This window comes from Nocardia sp. NPDC056064 (assembly GCF_042266925.1).
GTDB lineage: Bacteria > Actinomycetota > Actinomycetes > Mycobacteriales > Mycobacteriaceae > Nocardia.
Map to the genome: position 1 here is coordinate 3,717,842 of NZ_JBHJWO010000001.1, position 17,835 is coordinate 3,735,676.

Here is a 17,835-nt window from a genome sequence, read left to right on the forward strand (position 1 = left end):
CAGACCGAACAGACCTAACCGATGGATGCGAGTACCAACTATATCGGGCCGATATAACAACGCATAGCCGAATGACGCACATCACTCCGTTACCGCTGGTGAGGAGTCCGCGCGCGGCGCCGGAGACGGCCCGGACGCCATCGTCGGCGTCAAGCACGGTCGACATCGGCGCGCGATCGATCTCACGCGCCCGCGGCGCCGGGCGGGCGGCGCACGGGGACCGGCCGGAATCGGCCGTTGCGCTGGTGCACCTCACCTGCGAAAACACCCTGCCGCGCACCGGCATGCGGCAGGCGGGGTGGCCGGACCGATGCTGCGGTGCCCACGACGGCCCGATTCAAACCCCGCTACTCTGGTGATCGTGCGAATTCAGCGGCAGGTGGTCGACTATGCGCTCCGGCGCCGGTCGCTGCTGGCCGACGTCTACGCGGGCCGGGTGGGTGTCGCCGAGGTGTGCGACGCGAATCCGTACCTGCTCCGGGCCGCCAAGTTCCACGGCCGGGGCAGTGAGGTCACCTGCCCGATCTGCCGGAAAGAGCAGCTGACCTTGGTTTCCTGGGTGTTCGGCGACGGGCTCGGCCAAGCGGCCGGCTCGGCTCGGACCCCGGAGGAACTGATCAGGATGGCGGAGTCGAACGAGGAGTTCTCGGTGCATGTCGTCGAGGTGTGCCGCTCGTGCAGCTGGAACCACCTGGTGCAGTCGTATGTGCTCGGATCGGCGCCCGCGCCGGCCCGGCGCCGGACGAATTCGCGAGCGGGGCGGCGCTCTGTCGCCGAGTGACAGCGCCACCCCCGTGAGGCACTGCTGTTCAGGGTGCAAGGTATCCGCGCCGGTCCTCCGGCGCGGATGTCGTGTGCCGGTTGAACCTTACGAGTTATGGAGATCTGGTCAGTGAGTTCGCCCTACGAGCCCTCCCCCTTCGGTGACGATCCGCGCGGTGGTCAGCCGCCGCGCAGGCCGGTGCCGCCGAACGGGCCGCGCCAGGGCGGACCCGGCCAGGGCGCTCCCGGACCGGGCGGACGCGGGCCGGTGCCCGGTGGCCGCGGTCCGCAGGGCGGGCCGCCGCCGAATCGTCAACAGGGACCGCCGCCGGGTGGCATGCCGCCACGTCGGCCGGGTCCGCCGCCACAGCGTCCCGGCGGCCCGCAGGGCGGTCCGGGCCAGCGGGCGGGCGGGGGCGACCCCACCCAGCGCGCCGGTGGTCCGGGGAACGGGCCCACTCAGCGCGTCAACGGGCCGCAGAGCGGGCCGACGCAGCGCGTGGGCGGGCCGCGTCCGAACGGTCCGCAGGGCGGGCCGGGCAGGCCGCCGCAGCCGGGTCGTCCCGGGGGTGTGCCCGCGGCCGGGGCCACGCAGAAACTTCCGCGTCCGGGAACGCCCGACGAACCGACTGTGCGCGCCGGGCAGACCGGCGCCGGACGCACCGTGCGCGACGGCGCCGACGATGTGAACCGCACCACCCGCGCGGGTGCCGCGGCGGCGGGCGCACGGCCCGGTGCCGGACGCCGTCCCGGCGGCCCGACCACCGGTGAACGCCGCGCGACGGGCACCGGCGGCACCCCGCCGCCGACCGGTCCGCGCAACCGCCGCGACGGTGGCGGGGGCGACCACGGCTCCGGTAGTGATGGTTCGGTGACCAAGAAGAAGTTCCCCTGGCGGGCGATCCGCCGGACCATGTACGTGCTGATGGCGCTGGCCGTCGTCGTGCCGAGCGCGGTGTTCCTGGTCGCCTACACGGCCGTGTCGGTGCCCAAGCCCGGTGACCTCGAGACCAACCAGGTCGCCATGATCTACGCCGCCGACGGCACCACCGAGATCAGCAAAGTGGTTCCGCCACAGGGCAACCGGACCGAGGTCTCGATCGATCAGATCCCGCCGCACGTGCGCAATGCCGTGATCGCCGCCGAGGACCGCGACTTCTACACCAACCCCGGTTTCTCGGTGTCCGGCTTCGCCCGCGCCGCCCGCGACAACGTCCTCGGCAAGGAAAGCGCCGGTGGTGGTTCCACGATCACCCAGCAGTACGTGAAGAACGCGCTGGTCGGTGACGAGCGGTCGATGACGCGCAAGATGCACGAGCTGGTCATCTCGGCCAAGATGGCGCGGCAGTGGAGCAAGGAAGACATCCTCGCCGCCTACCTCAACACCATCTACTTCGGCCGCGGCGCCTACGGCATCGACGCCGCCGCCAAGGCGTACTTCGGCAAGCCGGTGCAGGAACTGACCGTGGCCGAGGGCGCGGTGCTGGCCGCGACCATCCAGCTGCCCTCGCTGCTCGACCCGGAGAAGAACCCCGAGGGCGCCAAGTCGCGCTGGAACTACGTGCTCGACGGCATGGTCAGCGGCAACAACCTGCCCGCCGCCGAACGCGCCTCGATGCAGTACCCGCAGGTGGTGACGCTGGCCTCGCTCAACGAGGGCGACGAGGACGAGGGCCCGGGCGGCCTGGTGAAGAACCAGGTGCTCAAGGAACTCTCGGCCGCGGGCATCAGCGAGCAGCAGCTCAACACCGAGGGCCTGCAGATCACCACCACGATCGACCCGAAGGCGCAGGAGGCGGCGGTCAACGCGGCCCAGAAGAACCTCGACGGTGAGCCGGAGAACCTGCGCACCGCGGTGGTCTCGGTCGACCCGCGCAGCGGCGCCGTGCGTGCCTACTACGGCGGCAACGACGGCCAGGGCTTCGACTTCGCCAATGCCGGCCTGCCGACCGGTTCCTCGTTCAAGGTGATCGGCCTGGCCGCCAACCTCGAGCAGGGCATCCCGCTCTCGCAGCTCTACGACAGCTCGCCGATCACCGTCAACGGCATCGAGATCGGCAATGTCGAGGGCGAGTCGTGTGGCATGTGCACCATCGCCGAGGCGCTCAAGCGCTCGCTGAACACCAGCTTCTACCGCATGCAGCTCGACATGCAGGGCGGCCCGCAGAAGATCCGCGAGATGGCCTACAAGCTGGGCATTCCCGAGGAACTGCCGGGCATCGGCGAGACGCTGACCGAGCCCGGTGGCGCCGGTCCGAACAACGGCATCGTGCTGGGCCAGTACCAGACCCGGCCGCTGGACATGGCCTCCGCCTACGCCACGCTGGCCGCCTCGGGCGTCTACCACGCCCCGCACTTCGTGCAGCGCGTCGTCACCGCCGACGGGCAGGTGCTGCTCGACCGCGGCGAGCCCGCCGGTGAGCAGCGGGTCAGCGCGGCCGTGGCCGACAACGTCACCGCGGCGATGAAGCCGATCGCGGCCTACTCGCGCAACCACAACCTGGCCGGTGGCCGGGAGTCGGCGGCCAAGACCGGTACCCACCAGCTCGGCGACACCGGCAACAACCGTGACGCCTGGATGGTCGGCTACACCCCGTCGCTGTCCACCGCGGTGTGGGTCGGCACCGAGCAGGGCGATCCGCTGCGCAACTACGGTGGCGGCAGCATCTACGGTTCGGGTCTGCCGTCGGATATCTGGAAGGCCACGATGGACGGCGCGCTGTCGGGCACGAGCAACGAGTCGTTCCCCAAGCCCGCCCCGATCAAGGGTCAGGCCGGTGTGCCCGAGTGGTCGGCGCCCTACACCGCGCCCTCCACCACCGCCCCGACCTTCGCTCCGCCGGTGATCGTGCCCTCGGAGGTGGAGATCTTCCCCGGCGTGCGCATCCCGGTGCCCGGTGTGCAGCAGCAGCCCGCGACGCCGCAGTCGCAACAGACACCGGAGACGACCGGCGCGGGCCCGCTGCCCGGTCAGCCGGTGGCCCCGCCGGAGGGCGGCTCGCCCGGCAACGGCGGAACCGGCGGCAACAACGGCGCCACCCCGACCACCAGGCCGGGCGCCGGTGGCGGCAACGACGACGAGAGCAGCGGCGCGGGAGCCACACCGACCCGTTCGCGATAGTCACCGGTAGCCTCGAATGTCGTGACCGATCAGCAACTCACGGACCCGCCGGCGTCGAGTGGTAACCGGCCGGGCCGTGCGGTGCAGTACGTCGCGCCCGCCACGCTCGCCGCCGACCTGCGTTCGGCCGACGCGCGCGACCGGCCCAGCCGCAACGATTCGCTGACAGCGCAGCTGTCGAGCGTGGTCGGCGGGCCGGTCGGTGAGCACGCGCTGATCGGCCGGGTGCGGTTCTGGACGCCGCTGCGGGTGATGTTCGCCTTCACCGTGGTGTTCCTGGCGCTGGGCTGGTTCGCCAAGGCGGGCTGCATCCAGCAGACCGACGACGGCGCGGGCGGGCTGATGCTCGACTGGAGCAACGGCCGCCAGTACGTGGCCATGTGCTACTCGGACACGGTGCCGCTCTACGGCGCCGAACGCCTCGACGAGGGCGCCTTCCCGTACAAGAAGTTCTGGATCGAGAAGACCCCCGACGGCGGCACCGAGACCAGGTACATGGAGTATCCAGTGCTCTCGGGCCTCTACCAGTACGCGGCGGCGCAGATCGCCAATGCCTGGGACCATCTGCCGCTGCCGGGCGCGCTCTCTGTGGTGGTGTACTTCAACATCGTCGCGCTCGGGCTGTCGATGGGCTGGCTGATCACCGTGTGGGCCTCCTCGCGACTAGCCGGGCGCCGGGTCTGGGACGCCGCGCTGATCGCGGTCTCGCCGCTGGTGATCGTGCACGCCTTCACCAATTTCGACGCGCTGGCCACGGCGTTCGCGGCCACCGGCCTGCTGGCCTGGGCCCGGCGCAAACCGGTGCTGGCCGGCATCCTGCTCGGTCTCGGCGGCGCCGCGAAGCTGTATCCGCTGCTGCTGCTCGGCCCGATCGTGGTGCTGTGTCTGCGCGCGGACCCGATGCAGCGTCAGCCCGCCGCGCGTGCGGGCCTGCGGCTGCGCGATATCGACAGCCTGGACGCGCTGGGCGTCTACCTGCGCGAAACCCCCGCGCGGACCCATCTTTTCGCGTTGCGCCCGCTCGGGGCCGCCACGCTGACCGTGTGCGCCGCGGCGGGCACCTGGATCGCGGTGAACCTGCCGATCGCGGCGCTCTATCCCGAGGGCTGGCGGGAGTTCTTCCGCCTCAACACCACCCGCCACGCCGACCCCGACTCGATCTACAACGTGATCACCTCGTTCACCGGCTGGGGCGGTTTCGACGGACAGCTCGAACACGGCCAGCCGCCGACGGTGCTGAACTCCGTCTCGCTGCTGCTGTTCGCGCTGGCCTGCGCGGGCATCGCCTACCTGGCGCTCACCGCGGCCCGGCGCCCACGCGTGGCGCAACTGTGTTTCCTGGTGGTGGCCGCGTTCCTGCTGACCAACAAGGTGTGGAGCCCGCAGTACTCGCTGTGGCTGGTGCCGCTGGCCGTGCTCGCGTTGCCGCATCGGCGCATCCTGCTGGCCTGGATGACGATCGACGCGCTCGTCTGGGCCCCGCGCATGTACTACTACCTCGGCGAGGACGCCAAGGGCCTGCCCGAACAGTGGTTCACCGGCACCGTGGTGCTGCGCGACCTGGCGGTGCTGGGCTTGTGCGCGCTGATCGTGCACCAGATCCTGCAACCCGGCGACGACCTGGTCCGCCGCGAATTCGTCGACGACCCGGCCGGGGGCATCCTCGACCGCGCCCCCGACCCGCTGCTGGCCTGGCTGCCGGAATTCCTGCGCCCCCGCCACGCCTGCACCAGCTCGCGTCCGGCCTCGATGCTGGAGTAGCCCGGCCGGTGCGCCGGCTACATCCGCAGGTAGCGCGCCTGTAGTTCGGGTTCGGCCGGGAGCATGTCCAGGTCGAGTTCCCACGGGTTGCCCGTCCACGGATCGAACAGCGGCGTGCCGGGGATGGTCGGCAGGTGACGGCAGGACTGGGCCAGCAGCGCCAGCGCGCCGTCGGCGAACTCGGTGCCGCCGCTGCCGACGACCACCAGCGACAGCCCGATCAGGTCGCCGCGCACCATCAGCTGACCCAGGTGCACCACATCGCTGGCCTGGTACCCGTGCGGGAAATCGGCGGCCACCAGGATGCGGTGTTCGGCCGGTGGCACGGCTTGTCCACTGTGGTAAGCGATTTCGGCGAGTTCGGCGGCGTGCGCGAGTTCGCCGAGCCGGGCGGAGATGTCGCTGTGGTCGCTGATCACCGGACCCGCCAGCAGCGGGGCCAGCGGTGCGGCCAGCCCGCGCAGACCACCGGAGAGGTCGATCAGGTCCACCTTGGTCGGCTTGTCCGGCAGCGCGGCGACCAGCCGGGCCAGCAGCGCGCCGACCACCCGGGACGCGGCGGCGCTGGACTCGGTGTCCACCCACAGCGGCCGGTTCAACGGCACCGGAACGCAATACGGCACGCGCAGCGCGCCGCGGTCCAGCGCGTAGAGCTCGCCGAGCCGGATGCCGTCGGCCCGCTGGGCGCGGGTGGTCCAGGCCGGTGCCAGCCACGACGCCAGCGCGGCGGGCATGACGGCGTCGGCCTCGGCGATCTCGAGCCCGAGCTGATCGCTGTCGCGCCGGTGATCGGCGTCGGCCAGGGCGACCAGCTCGTCGTAGCGGCGCTGGGCGGCGGCCCTGGCGGCGTCGGCGGCCGGGGTGTTGCGGGTCGCCGGGTTCGACACCGCCTCCGACATCTCCTGGTCGAGGCGCTTGGTGGCGTAGTCGCGGGCCGAGACCAGCGCGGCGGCTGAGCGGGCGGCGTCCTCGAAGATCATCCACATGCGCTGCAGGCCGTGGTCGATCTCGAGCGGGATGCCCGACGCGGGCGGGGCGGCCGGACGCGGCGCGGTCTGGGTCGGCGCGCTGGCCTGCGCGGGCACCGGCACCGGCACACCGTGCGTGCTCAGCAACTGCGCGCTGCCACCGGCATAGCCCTGGCCCAGCGCGCGCAGTTTCCAACCGCCACCGCGCCGATACACCTCGAGGCAGATCAGCGCGCTCTCCCCGGCGCTGGGGGTGATGGCGAATTCGGCTGCCGGACTGCCGTTCTCGGCCAGCGCCGCGGTGACGGCGCCGAGCACCTGCCCGGCGACGACATAGAGCAGCACGGCATGGGTGTCGGCCCCGACCTGCGTGAGCGTCAGTTCGACCGCGTCGCCCGCGTAGCGCACGCCGGGCGCCGCGGGCCGGGCCGCGCTCACGTGGCCGAGTTCGTCACGAACCCGCAGATCCTCGCCGACCGCGAGCGCGCCGAGTTCGACAGCGCCCGCGGTCCGCGCGGTGAAGCGCACGATATCGGCGGTGAGCCCGATGTTCTGCCCCGCCTCGAGCTGGATCACGATCGTTCAGTTCCCGCCCAGGAACCGGCCGAGCTGCGGAACGGCCTCACCGGGGTGCTTGGCGTGGAAGCCCTCGCCGAGCGCCTGCATCTTCCAGTCGCCACCCACCCGGTACACCTTGGCCATCGCCATCGCGGTGAACGGCATGCCGCCCGCGAGGGTGTAGCGGGCCAGCTCGCCGTTGTTGCCACCGTCGATCAGGCGGCAGAAGGCGTTCTGCACCTGCTCGAAGGTGTGCCCCTTGTAGGAGGTGACGATGAACAGCAGCGTGGAGATGTGCGCGGGGATGCGGGTGAGATCGACGAGGATCATCTCGTCGTCGCCGTCGCCCTCGCCGGTGAGGTTGTCGCCCTGGTGGCGCACCGAACCGTCCTTCGACGACAGCTGGCCGTAGTAGGCCACGTCGACGAGGTTGTTGTCGGCGAACAGGCACACCGAGGCGTCGAGATCGATGTCGACGGTGCGGTTGCCGAACATGCCGCGGGTCTGCACCGGGTCCCAGCCCAGGCCCATCTTCACGAAGGTCAGCGCGGCGCCGCCCTCCTTGCGCAGCGTGACCCGCTGGCCCTTCTGCAGGCTGACCGGCCCGTTCTTGCTCAGGCTGATCTCGCCGGACGGCTGCTGCGGCGGCGGGGGCGCGGCCTGGGTGGGCGGCGGGTACCCGGCACCGGGCGGCGGCGGGTAACCACCACCGGTGGGCGGCTGCTGCGGGGGCGCCGGCGGCGGGTAGCCGCCGCCGGGCGGGGCGTAGGCGGGCGCGGCCTGCTGCGGGTAGCTCGGCGCGGCCTGCTGCGGATAGGCGGGCGGTGCCTGCGGCGGAGGCGGCGGCGCGACCGGCTGCGCGGCGGCGGCGGGCGCGGGCGAATCATCCACCTGCACACCGTGATCGGTCACCAGCGCGGCGAACCCCCCGGCGTACCCCTGACCGACCGCGCGCACCTTCCAGCTGCCCTGACGCCGGTACAGCTCGAGCGCGATGACGATCGACTCGGCGTTCAGCCCCTCGATCCGGTACTCGAACAACTGATTTCCGGCGGCGTCGGACACGATCGCCGTGGGTGGCGCGGAGCGGCCGAAGTTGCTGGTGGCGTCGTCGAGGGTGATGACGGCGCGGATCTGATCGATGTCGGCGGGCACCGACGGCAGCGAAACGGCAAGGGAGGCGGGCTGACCCGCCGGACCCGGCCGCAGATCCACACCCGGCCCGCTGGGCTGGTTGTAGAAGACGAAATCTGCGTCGGTCCTGACCTTGCCCTGCTCGGTGACGAGGAGTGCGGACAGATCGGCCGGAGCCGTGAGCTGGAGCGAGATCACGACGTCACTGACGGCCAGTGGTCCGTTCTGGCCCTTGGCGAGTGTTGCGGACAAGGTTGACCCTTCGCTTGTCGTTATGGCTTGCCGGTGGTCTTGCTAGTCACTCTACGAGAAAGCGGCGGGTGGCGTCCCCGCTCCGCGGCCACCGCAGGTTCGGCCGGAATCGGTTAGGGTGACCTCGCACTAGCGGAGAAGGGGCATCAGGGCCGGTCATGGCGCAATTGTTCGAACAGTCGAAGAAGGTGATCGAGGCGCATCTCGCGGGGACGAGCATCCGCGCGATCGCCGGCTCGATGGTGGCCTACGAAGGCAATGTCCAGTTCAAATCGGCCGGGTTCGGCGGCGGTGAGGGCGTGCTCGCCGGGCTCAAGCGCCGCGCCACCGGCGAGAAGCTGTCGCTGATGGAGTGCGCGGGCAACGGCCGGGTGTTCTTCGCGGTCAACGGCCAGAACGTCACGGTGGTGAACCTGAACAACGAGACCTTGCAGGTGGAGTCGCAGCAGTTGCTCGCCTTCGCGGGCAACCTGCGCACCGATGTGCGCTTCGCCGGAGTGGGCGGGATGTCCTCGGGCAACGGCTTGTTCACCACGACGGTGTCGGGTCAGGGCCAGGTGGCGCTGCTGTCGGCCGGTGGGCCGCTGATCCATCTGGAGGTCTCGCCGCAGTATCCGCTGATCGTGGACCCGGACGCGTTCGTCGCCGCGCGCGGCAATCTGAACCAGTCCTTCGTCACCGATGTGTCGTGGCGGACGGTGGTCGGCCACGACGCCGGCGAGGCGTTCTCGCTGCGATGGGACGGCCAGGGCGTGGTGCTGATCCAGCCGGCGGAACGGTAGGCGGGCGATGTTCGAGAAGGTCAACGGCAAGGTCGTCAAGGTCGACGTCGGGCAGGCGGGCGGCGTGGTCGCGCGCACCGGCGCGATGCTGTTCTACACCGGTCAGGTCGCGTTCGCACCGCACCAGATCCCCGGCGCCGGTCCCGGCGCGGGTGGTGGCGGGTTGATGCGGATGGCCGGGGCGATGATGGCCGGTGAGCACGAGCGCACCATGCTCGCGCGCGGAAACGGCGTCGTCCATTACGGTTTCGCCGGGCTCGAGGTGCACGTGGTGCAGATGCAGCCGGGTGCGGTGCTGCGCGCGGAGGCCTCGCGGCTGCTGGCCAACACCGCCGGGTTGCAGGCCTCGGTGGTCTCGGTGGCCAGTTCCGGCGGCGGCGGGGGCGGCGGCGGTCTGATGGGCGCCCTGCGCGGCGCGGCCGCCGGCGTGGCGACCGGCCAGGGCATGTTCACCACCCAGCTCAGCGGCCACGGCGCGGCGGTGCTGCTGGCGCACGGCGGATTCCTGGAATTGCAGGTGGGCGGGCCGAATCCGGTGGTCGTCGACCCGCAGGCGTTCGTGGCCGCCTACGGCAATGTGCAGACCGAGCTCAAGGCCGCGATGAGCTGGCGCGACGCGGTGGGCCGCGGCGCGGGCGAGGCGATGCAGCTGCATTGCCACGGCCAGGGTGTGGTGTACGTGCAGGCCTCCGAAGAGAAGTTGTGAACCGATGAGCCAAATCCTGTCCCCGATGAATCTCGGTGCCAGCGACAACATTCCGGGCAACGACTACGCCTACTGCATCGACCTGACCGGTCCGTGGTTCATGCGCAAGGGCGCGATGATCGCCTACTACGGGCAGATCCAGTTCCAGCTGCTCACCCACAATCTGCAGGGCCACCTGATGAACATGGTGAGCAGCCAGTTCTCGGCGCCGCTGTTCACCGGTGACTATGTGGTGGCCGAGGGCCACGGCAAGCTGATCATCGGCGACCGCGGCTACGACATCAATTCCTTCGATCTCGACGACGGCAACCTCACCATCCGCGCCGCCAACCTGCTCGCCTTCGAGCCCGGCCTGGCGCTCAAGCAGTCGATCGTGCCCGGCTTCCTCACCCTGATCGGCACCGGCAAGTTCCTGGCCTCCTCCAACGGCCCGGTGATCTTCGCCGAGCCGCCGCTGCGGGTGGACCCGGAGTCGCTGGTCGGCTGGGCCGACTGCCCCTCGCCCAGCCACCACTACGACCAGGGCTGGATCAGCGGGTTCCTGGCGGCGGGCGCGGCCAGGATGGGCGCCAACTCCGGCGAGGAGCGCCAGTTCGATTTCACCGGCGCCGGGACGGTGCTGATCCAGTCGACCGAGAAGATCATGAGCGACAACGCGCTGGTCCGCACGATCGAGGGCCAGTTGCAGAGCGGGATCAGCGTGGGCGGCCTGCAGCGCATCCACGGCGTGATCACCCAGCAGTTGGCTGGTCAGCAGCACCAGTACTGATGTGAAACGAGAACGCGCCAAAATCTGACGCCAGCGGTGCCGGTACCGCTACGGTGAGCTCCGCCGGGAGAACCACGCCGGTGGGAGTTCGATCAGAGGAGTGGGCGCAGTGCAGCGTCGCAGCATCCGACGGATCGTGGCGGCCGCGCTGTGCGCCGTCACGGTGTCCTTCGTCAGCGGGACCGCCGCGTTCGCGGTCCCGGCCACCGCGCCGGGCGTCGACATCACCGCCGCCACCGCGCCCGACGGGTCCTACATCGAGAGGATCGAGGTCACCGACGCCCGGCACCTGCGCCTGTACGTGCACTCCGCGGCCATGGACAAGACCTTCCCCGTGGACGTGCAGCGCCCCGCCGACACCAGCGCGCCCAAGCCTGCGCTGTATCTGCTCAACGGCGCCGGCGGCGGGATGGACCGCGCGTCCTGGCAGCTGCGCACCGACGCCCTGGACTTCCTGGCCGACAAGGACGTCAATGTCGTGCAGATCATCGGCGGCGCGTGGAGCTTCTACACCGACTGGGAAAAACCCGACCCGGTGCTCGGGGTGAACAAATGGCAGACCTACATCGGCGAGGAACTACCACCGCTGATCGACGCGGCCCTGGGCACCAATGGCGTCAATGCCATTGCCGGACTGTCGATGTCGGGCGTGCCGGTGCTGAATCTGGCCATCGCCCATCCCGGATTGTTCCGCAGCGCGGCGGTGTACAGCGGGCTCACCCAGGTCAGCGATCTCGCCGGGCGCCAGGCGGTGAAGATGACCGTGGAGATGTACGGCGGTGGCGACGTGCGCAACATGTGGGGCCCGCTCGACGGACCCGGCTGGCCCGCCAACGATCCGCTGGTGAATGCCGAGAAGCTGCGCGGCACACATCTTTTCGTGTCGACCGGCAATGGCATTCCCGGCATCCACGACCAGCCGGGCGGGCCGTTCCGGATGGAGAAGCCCGCCGACACCCCCAAGACCGTCGCACTGGGCGCGCTGATCGAGGGCGCGGTGTGGCTCTCGGCGCAGAATCTGCGCGCGCGGCTCGACCAGCTCGGCATCCCCGGCACCTTCGTCTTCCGCGACAGCGGCACCCACTCGTGGGGCTACTGGCAGGACGACTTCAAGGCGTCCTGGCCGGTCCTGGCCGAGGGCCTGTTCCCCCGGGAGTGACCGTATGCCGTGCCGGGTTTTCCCGAGCGTCAGGCCGGATCGGCGACCGGCAGCGCGGCGCGCTCGGCGGCGGTGTGGAACCAGTCCAGGATCTCGACACCTGCCAGGATGCCCGCCGTCTCGGTGACCGTGAGCGCGGGGGCGGTGAAGTCCAGTTCCTCCAGCTCGCCGTGCCGGGGGCGGATCGCGGCGTCGGCGATCTCGAGCATGGGCGCGTCGAGGGCACCGTCACCGGCGGTGAAAAGCGCCGCGCCTTCGGTTAATTCGCCCGCGTCGACCAGGCGCCGGCGCACCTCCGTGACGGCCAGGCTCTTACAGACCGCGTCGGGCATGGTGTAGATCTTGCGGCCCTGCTGGGAGGCCGACCAGCCGTGCGCGCGGCACCAGGTGTCCCACTCGGCCAGGAAGCCGGTAGGCACCGCGTCGATCCGCACCACCAGGTAGCAGAACAGCTCGTCGGCCTCGCGGTACTTGGTGACCCAGGAATCGTCGATGCGGGCGCGTAATTCGGCGCCCACCTCGGCGAGGGTGGCGCCCGAGGCACGCACCTGGTCGTCGATCCCCAGGCGCCAGGCCGGATCGGGGATGCCGTCGACCAGGATATTGCCGCCGTTGCTGGTGATGGCGTAGCGCCAGGGCGCGCCCGGCAGGGTGATCCGCTGGAACTGCTCGATGGTGCGGGTGGTCGTCGGGATCACCGGCGCGCGACCCGCCAGCGTGCGCAGGCTCGCGACGGCGGTGGTGGTCATGTACGACAGGGGCTCGCCCTCGTAGTACTCGACGCACTCCTTCTCGATCTCCTCCGCGCCACCGAAGGCGTTGCGCGAGAAGATCATCGTGCGATCCAGATCGGTGGCGAACAGTGCCGTTGCGGTCACCGGGGTAGCTCCTTGATCAGGCCCATGCAGGAGTAGGCCAGGTCGGGTACCACTTCCACCGGGACATTGCGCGCCGCGGCGAGCAGGCGGATGTGGGCGTGCTCCGGCGCGTCCGCGTCCCGAACCAGCACCCGCCACGGTACGCGGCGCAACAGCACCCGGGTCGTCTCGCCGACCCCGGGCTTCACGAAATTGACTGTGCTGATGCCGTATTCGGCCCGCACCCGCTCCACCGACGCCCAGCCCGACCAGTCCGGGGTGCGATCGGATTCCCGGATGGCGGCGACCGCCGCGGGCACCTGCTCGCCGATGGCGCCGAACGCGGCGGTGACGGCATCGATCAGCTGGTTGGAGACATCGGCGTGGGCGAGTTCGCGATAGAACTTGGCGCCGTGGAACTCACCGGGACCGATGAGCGTGTCGTTGAGCACGGTGCGCGAAACCAGTCCGGAGACAGTGGAATTCAGGCACGCCGAGGCGATGAGGAAATCGTCACGGGTGCCGTAGGTGCGCACACAGTTGCCGGGGTCGGCCAGCACGGCCAGCTCGTCGTCGAACCTCGCGCCGCCCGCCGCGTGGTAGGCGTCGAGGGCTTCGGTGAGTTCCCGGGTGATGGCACCCTTGCCGGTCCAGCCGTCCACGAACACGATCGAGGACGGATCATGATGCTGGGCGAGGTAATCGAGCGCCGCCGCGTCGATCCCCCGGTCGCGCACGATCGACACCGCGTAGTGCGGCACCTCCAGCGCGGGGCGGCCGATGCCACTGGCCAGCCACCGGCGCATGAGCACACCGACCGGGGTACCCGCCCTGGCCAGCGACACCAGCACGATGTCCGTACCGCGTTCGGCGACAACGAGTTCGGCGACGGTCGCCACCGCCAGCGCCAGCCGCTCGGCGCTCTCGGCCAGCACCTGGTCGAACAGCTCGCGGTACTCGGCGTCGGGCTGGAACTCCACCGGCAGCGATTCGGCGTAGTGCGCGAGACCGGCCTGGATGCGCTGCTCCCGTTCGGCCACATCGGCTTCCAGGTCGACGTCGGAGAGGTCCTTGAGCAGCCAGGAGACGTCTTCGGCTGCGTAGGAACCGAATTCGGGTCCGTGCAGCGGGGGAAGGGAGGTCGACGGGGCAGCCGCGATCGGCGCGGTGTCGCTGCTGGCAGAGTTCGACCCGGCACTTTCGACCGGCATGGCCAGGGCGGTGCGGTAGGCGTCCAGCGCGCGGGGGTCGGCGCCGGGGACGACGGCGAGCAGGACGTCGGCGCCGGAAGCGGTGAGGACGTCGACCAGGCCGCCGGGGGCGACCAGTTCGGGGGTGTCGGCGGGTGGGTCGAGGACGAACAGCAGCAGTGGCGGCTCGGTGCTGTCGGGCCACTGGGCGTTGTAGAGGTAGCGGGCGGCAGTGGGGTCGGGTTCGGGGGCGGTGAAGCGGAAGCCGCGGCGCAGGGGGTAGCCGGGTTCGTCGAGGACGTAGGCCGGGGAGCGGGTGGTGGTCTGGAAGCGGGTGGGGGTGCCCGCGGCGGCGAGTTCGGCGGCCAGGCGCAGCGGGAGGTACATGAGTTCTTCGTGGCCGAGCACGATCACCGGGCGGCCGGGGAATTCCGCGTCCAGGCGGGCGCCGAGTTCGGCGGTGGCCGACTTCAGGGCCAGGTCGAAGGCGCCGGAGTCCGAGCGCAGGGTGCCGTGCCTGCCGCCCTCGGGGACCTCCGAAGGCCAGGTCAGCTCGATGCGGCCCGACGAACCACGCTGGGCGGCAACTGGATTGAGCTGCGGGTCGGGCAGGGCGGTGACCGTGCCGATCAGGCCGTCGGGCAGTTCGGTGCGGCCCGCCGCCAGGCAGACGGTGTCGATGCGGGCGCCGAGCTCGGCGGCGACGGCCTCGAACTTGGCGTGATCGGCGGGGGTGCGCATGTCGACCAGGGAGGCCAGGACGTAGTGCGCGCGCGGGGCGAAGGCGTGCAGGGCGCGCACGGCGTCGATGGCGGTGTCACCGGTGGAGATCTCGTCGTCGACGAGCACCAGCGGCTGGTCGTTGACGAAGATGCTCGCCGGCGCGGGCTGGAGCAGATGCGAGGTGGCGTGCGAATGCCCCTCCTCGAAACCGGTCAGCGTGGTGGCGCGCGGCTCGTGCCTGCGGGTGGAATGCAGGTAGCAGGCGGCATCGAGGCGCGCGGCGACGCAGTGGCCCAGACTCGTCGCGGTCTCGGCGAACCCGAGCACCACCGGTTCGCGCTCACCGAGCTTCTCGCGCACGAGATCGGCCAGCCGCTCCCCCGCGCCGATCACCACGCGCGGATCGGTCGGCAGATGCTTGCCCAGCACCGTCGACACCAGCAGATGCGCGCGGCGCGGATTGCGCCGCAGGCCGGGGACGACCAGCCCGCCGATCGTCAGCTCGCCGGTGGATGGTGCGACACCGGCGGCGAAGGACTCGGTGTGGTGCAGTTCGATGCCCAACTGGGCGGTGGCCCAGGGGGTTTCGACCGCGCTCATTCGGCGATCATCGCTGTCAGCAGATCCACGAAGGACACTCCCTTGTTCGCGACTCCGAACGCGCGGGCCCGGACCAGGGTCTGGCGGGCCCAGCTGCGGTGCGGGCGCATCTCGTTCATCTTGTTGCGGTATTCCGAGGCCGCGACCCCACCGACGTCGGCCTCCATGATGTGCAGCGCGTCGGCGTATTCCTCGTGGGTCACCACCGACAGCGCGTGCACGGCGGCCACGTGCGAGGGGTGGATCACCGTCTTGCCCTGGATGCCGTTGGCGCGGTCCAGCGTGATCTCGCGCAGCAGGCCGTCCAGATCGCGGCTGACCAGGTACTGCCGGAACGGCACCGCGTCGGACTCCTCGAACGGCGCGGTGCGCAGCAGCGGCCGGAACATCCGCTCGTGATCGGCGAAGTACTCCCACACCGGCCCGGTGATGATGAAGCCGGTGCCGTCGGCGCGGCCGAGATAGTTGACGATGTCGGCGATCACGTCGGCGACCACGCGCACGTCGTAGATGGTGAGGTCGCGGTCGCGGCGGATGCCGAAGGTCGAGCACATGTCGGTGGCGCCGATACGCACGGCCAGCAGCCGCTCCCGGTGCGCGGCCAGCAGCTCGGCGATGGCGGCCAGCTGCTCGTCGCGGGTCTGGCGGTGCACCAGGTTCGCCGACTCGAGCACCGGCATGCCGTAGACGCGGCGGCCGAGTACCCGGCTCGCGCGGTCGAGTGCGTCGAGGTAGGCGCGCCCGGTCACGGCGTCGAACTTGGGGAAGACGAAGCCGGTGAGCACCTCGCCGCCGCGGCCGAGCCGCTCGGCCAGCTCCACGACGGTCCGTGGCTCGCGCACCCGCACGAACAGCAGCGGATTGGGGTCGCGGCTGTGCGCGAGCAGGTCGAGGGTGTCCACCGCGTGCTGTTCGGCGGCCTCGACCTGGTGATCGGCGACGGCGTCCTCGAGGTCGATGACCATCGAACACACGCCGCGCGCGGCCCGTCTGCGGATCGTGGCGGCCAGGTCGGGCCTGGTCGCGGGGACGTACAGGGTCGCGCCGAGCGCGGTGGCCAGTAGCTCGCGGTCATCGGAGCCGACCAGCGGCTCGGGTTCCACCAGGAACAGCTCACGGCTGCGTGGGCCCTGTAGCTGACGGAAATGTCGCAGCGGCACCTGCTTGTGCAGGCAAACCTCTGTCGCTACGGCGTACCCCGCGGTCATTCCCCCCACCTCATTCGTGCCAAGTCATCTCTGCTGAAGGTCCTATGTGCTGTCGTGTTTTCTCATGCGGTCGACCACTCCGGCGATGAACGTCGCGACGGTATCCAGTTCCGTCACGTACGCCCAATAGTCTGGATGACGACCCGTCAGTCCGGAAGCTATGCGATCGAGGCGTTCGGCTTGCGCGTCGAGCACCGAACCCCACTCGGCGACCAGTCCTCGGTCGACCGCGAGCATCTGCGCGTCCCGCAGCCGGAATCGTACGGTGCGGGCCTTCGCGTCGGGGTCGGCACGCACCCCGCGCAGCAGATCCAGCCGTCGGGTGACGGCGTCGACGAGCTGCTCGGCCTCGGCGAGGTGCTCACGCGCGGTGGCGGTCAGGTCAAGGGCGGTCTCCGGGTCGTGGTCGGCGGCCGCGACCCGCGCTCCGGCCAGCGCAACGTCTGCGGCGTCGATGTCGCGGCGGCTGTCTCGCTCATTGTTGGTCAGATCCGCCGAACTCGCAGCGTTGAACTCACGCAGCAACGCCGAGTACGCCGGGCCCAGCGCCGCCCCGCGATTGCGCACCGCGGCCAGCCGGGTGGTCACCGAGGCGACCGCCTTGCTCGCCGCCTCGGCGCGAGAAGGGGCCTGCGCCAACGCATCCGAGAGATCCTTGGTGGCCTGCTGCACCCCCGCCGCGGCCTCGCGCGCGGCCGCGACCGCGCTCAGCGGGTCCACCGCCGAGGCTGTGACCAGCGCCTCATTCAGCCGGGCGACACCGGCCACGATCGACGGATACGCCGCGAACCCCGAGGACTGCGCCGCCGCCAGCGCCCGCTCGCCGTCCTGGCGGACCTGCTGGAGCAACTGCGGCACCGAGCTGCGCACGCTCGCCGCGTGCTCGAGCCCCGCGCGCTGAGCGTGATAGAAGTCGTCGACCCCGCGCGCGGCCTTGGTGAGCTGACGGACCAGCGCGTCGGCCCTGGCGGGACCGTCGGGGATCGGCGTCCCCGCGGCCTCGGCGGCGTCGAGTTCGTCGGTGAAGCTCAGGTAGGCGCCCGCGGCCGCGTAACAGCGCGCCCGCACCGGCTCCCACAGCGCCTCGACCCGGCGTTCCGGGAAGACCTGCTCGCTGGCCACCACACCCGCCTCCGCCGCCGTCTGTCTGCGATCCATGTCGAGGAACGCCGCCGACGTCGCGGCTCGCGCACCACTGATCCAGCCATGATCCGCCCCGGACCTGAACCAGCCGCGTCTGCGAGGTGTCACCGTCACGTCCTTTCCCCAACCGTGCGCCGTCGCC

13 protein-coding genes are annotated in these 17,835 nt (G+C 70.8%); 7 read left to right on the plus strand and 6 right to left on the minus strand.

From position 1 onward, the window contains the following. Positions 1 to 361 precede the first annotated feature (361 nt). The 3 genes from ACFC06_RS17215 to ACFC06_RS17225 all read left to right on the plus strand — a co-directional run bounded on the left by ACFC06_RS17215 (position 362) and on the right by ACFC06_RS17225 (position 5,644). The gene (locus ACFC06_RS17215) at positions 362 to 781 is read left to right on the plus strand and encodes a DUF5318 domain-containing protein (protein ID WP_375931734.1); all 420 of its coding nucleotides are present in this window, start codon (positions 362 to 364) and stop codon (positions 779 to 781) included. A gap of 894 nt (positions 782 to 1,675) precedes the next feature. After that, the gene (locus tag ACFC06_RS17220) at positions 1,676 to 3,883 is read left to right on the plus strand and encodes a transglycosylase domain-containing protein (protein WP_375935558.1); all 2,208 of its coding nucleotides are present in this window, start codon (positions 1,676 to 1,678) and stop codon (positions 3,881 to 3,883) included. Between the two features lie 81 nt (positions 3,884 to 3,964). After that, complete coding sequence (locus ACFC06_RS17225) at positions 3,965 to 5,644, plus strand: glycosyltransferase family 87 protein (RefSeq protein WP_375935561.1); 1,680 nt, start codon at positions 3,965 to 3,967, stop codon at positions 5,642 to 5,644. Between the two features lie 17 nt (positions 5,645 to 5,661). Here ACFC06_RS17225 and ACFC06_RS17230 read toward each other — a convergent pair whose 3' ends face one another. Together ACFC06_RS17230 and ACFC06_RS17235 are read right to left on the minus strand one after the other, a co-directional pair. After that, on the minus strand, positions 5,662 to 7,188 hold the full coding sequence (locus ACFC06_RS17230; protein ID WP_375931737.1) for a TerD family protein: 1,527 nt from the start codon (positions 7,186 to 7,188) through the stop codon (positions 5,662 to 5,664). Between the two features lie 6 nt (positions 7,189 to 7,194). Further along, complete coding sequence (locus tag ACFC06_RS17235) at positions 7,195 to 8,556, minus strand: TerD family protein (RefSeq protein ID WP_375931740.1); 1,362 nt, start codon at positions 8,554 to 8,556, stop codon at positions 7,195 to 7,197. A gap of 158 nt (positions 8,557 to 8,714) precedes the next feature. Here ACFC06_RS17235 and ACFC06_RS17240 point away from each other — a divergent pair, with 158 nt between their 5' ends. The 4 genes from ACFC06_RS17240 to ACFC06_RS17255 all read left to right on the plus strand — a co-directional run bounded on the left by ACFC06_RS17240 (position 8,715) and on the right by ACFC06_RS17255 (position 11,972). Further along, complete coding sequence (locus ACFC06_RS17240) at positions 8,715 to 9,338, plus strand: AIM24 family protein (protein WP_375931743.1); 624 nt, start codon at positions 8,715 to 8,717, stop codon at positions 9,336 to 9,338. A 7-nt stretch (positions 9,339 to 9,345) separates the two neighbouring features. Then, the gene (locus ACFC06_RS17245) at positions 9,346 to 10,044 is read left to right on the plus strand and encodes an AIM24 family protein (protein WP_375931746.1); all 699 of its coding nucleotides are present in this window, start codon (positions 9,346 to 9,348) and stop codon (positions 10,042 to 10,044) included. A 4-nt stretch (positions 10,045 to 10,048) separates the two neighbouring features. Further along, positions 10,049 to 10,813, plus strand: coding sequence for an AIM24 family protein (locus tag ACFC06_RS17250; protein WP_375931749.1), 765 nt, complete (start codon positions 10,049 to 10,051; stop codon positions 10,811 to 10,813). 109 nt (positions 10,814 to 10,922) lie between these two features. Further along, complete coding sequence (locus tag ACFC06_RS17255; RefSeq protein WP_375931752.1) at positions 10,923 to 11,972, plus strand: alpha/beta hydrolase; 1,050 nt, start codon at positions 10,923 to 10,925, stop codon at positions 11,970 to 11,972. A gap of 29 nt (positions 11,973 to 12,001) precedes the next feature. On the opposite strand, the gene ACFC06_RS17260 is transcribed toward ACFC06_RS17255, so the two are convergent. Genes ACFC06_RS17260 through ACFC06_RS17275 form a run of 4 tightly spaced genes read right to left on the minus strand, consistent with a single transcriptional unit; the run spans position 12,002 to position 17,708 of the window. Continuing rightward, the gene (locus tag ACFC06_RS17260) at positions 12,002 to 12,808 is read right to left on the minus strand and encodes an HAD family hydrolase (RefSeq protein WP_375935564.1); all 807 of its coding nucleotides are present in this window, start codon (positions 12,806 to 12,808) and stop codon (positions 12,002 to 12,004) included. Positions 12,809 to 12,846: 38 nt separating this feature from the next. Further along, positions 12,847 to 15,342 (minus strand): phosphoribosyltransferase, encoded by a 2,496-nt coding sequence (locus ACFC06_RS17265; protein ID WP_375931755.1) that lies wholly within the window; start codon positions 15,340 to 15,342, stop codon positions 12,847 to 12,849. Further along, the gene (locus ACFC06_RS17270) at positions 15,339 to 16,550 is read right to left on the minus strand and encodes an HpcH/HpaI aldolase/citrate lyase family protein (protein ID WP_375931758.1); all 1,212 of its coding nucleotides are present in this window, start codon (positions 16,548 to 16,550) and stop codon (positions 15,339 to 15,341) included. The genes ACFC06_RS17265 and ACFC06_RS17270 overlap by 4 nt, the downstream gene beginning before the upstream one ends. A gap of 42 nt (positions 16,551 to 16,592) precedes the next feature. Further along, positions 16,593 to 17,708 carry a hypothetical protein gene (locus ACFC06_RS17275; RefSeq protein WP_375931761.1) on the minus strand — a complete coding sequence of 372 codons (1,116 nt, stop codon included), beginning with the start codon at positions 17,706 to 17,708 and terminating at the stop codon, positions 16,593 to 16,595. Positions 17,709 to 17,835 lie beyond the last annotated feature (127 nt).

Excerpts from the sequence above, each read along its gene's own strand:
- ACFC06_RS17220 (WP_375935558.1), top strand. The coding sequence starts at position 1,676 with ATGTACGTGCTGATGGCGCTGGCCGTCGTCGTGCCGAGCGCGGTGTTC.
- ACFC06_RS17240 (WP_375931743.1), top strand. The coding sequence starts at position 8,715 with ATGGCGCAATTGTTCGAACAGTCGAAGAAGGTGATCGAGGCGCATCTC.
- ACFC06_RS17245 (WP_375931746.1), top strand. The coding sequence starts at position 9,346 with ATGTTCGAGAAGGTCAACGGCAAGGTCGTCAAGGTCGACGTCGGGCAG.
- ACFC06_RS17250 (WP_375931749.1), top strand. The coding sequence starts at position 10,049 with ATGAGCCAAATCCTGTCCCCGATGAATCTCGGTGCCAGCGACAACATT.
- ACFC06_RS17260 (WP_375935564.1), bottom strand. The coding sequence starts at position 12,808 with ATGATCTTCTCGCGCAACGCCTTCGGTGGCGCGGAGGAGATCGAGAAG.
- ACFC06_RS17265 (WP_375931755.1), bottom strand. The coding sequence starts at position 15,342 with ATGAGCGCGGTCGAAACCCCCTGGGCCACCGCCCAGTTGGGCATCGAA.
- ACFC06_RS17270 (WP_375931758.1), bottom strand. The coding sequence starts at position 16,550 with ATGACCGCGGGGTACGCCGTAGCGACAGAGGTTTGCCTGCACAAGCAG.
- ACFC06_RS17275 (WP_375931761.1), bottom strand. The coding sequence starts at position 17,708 with ATGGATCGCAGACAGACGGCGGCGGAGGCGGGTGTGGTGGCCAGCGAG.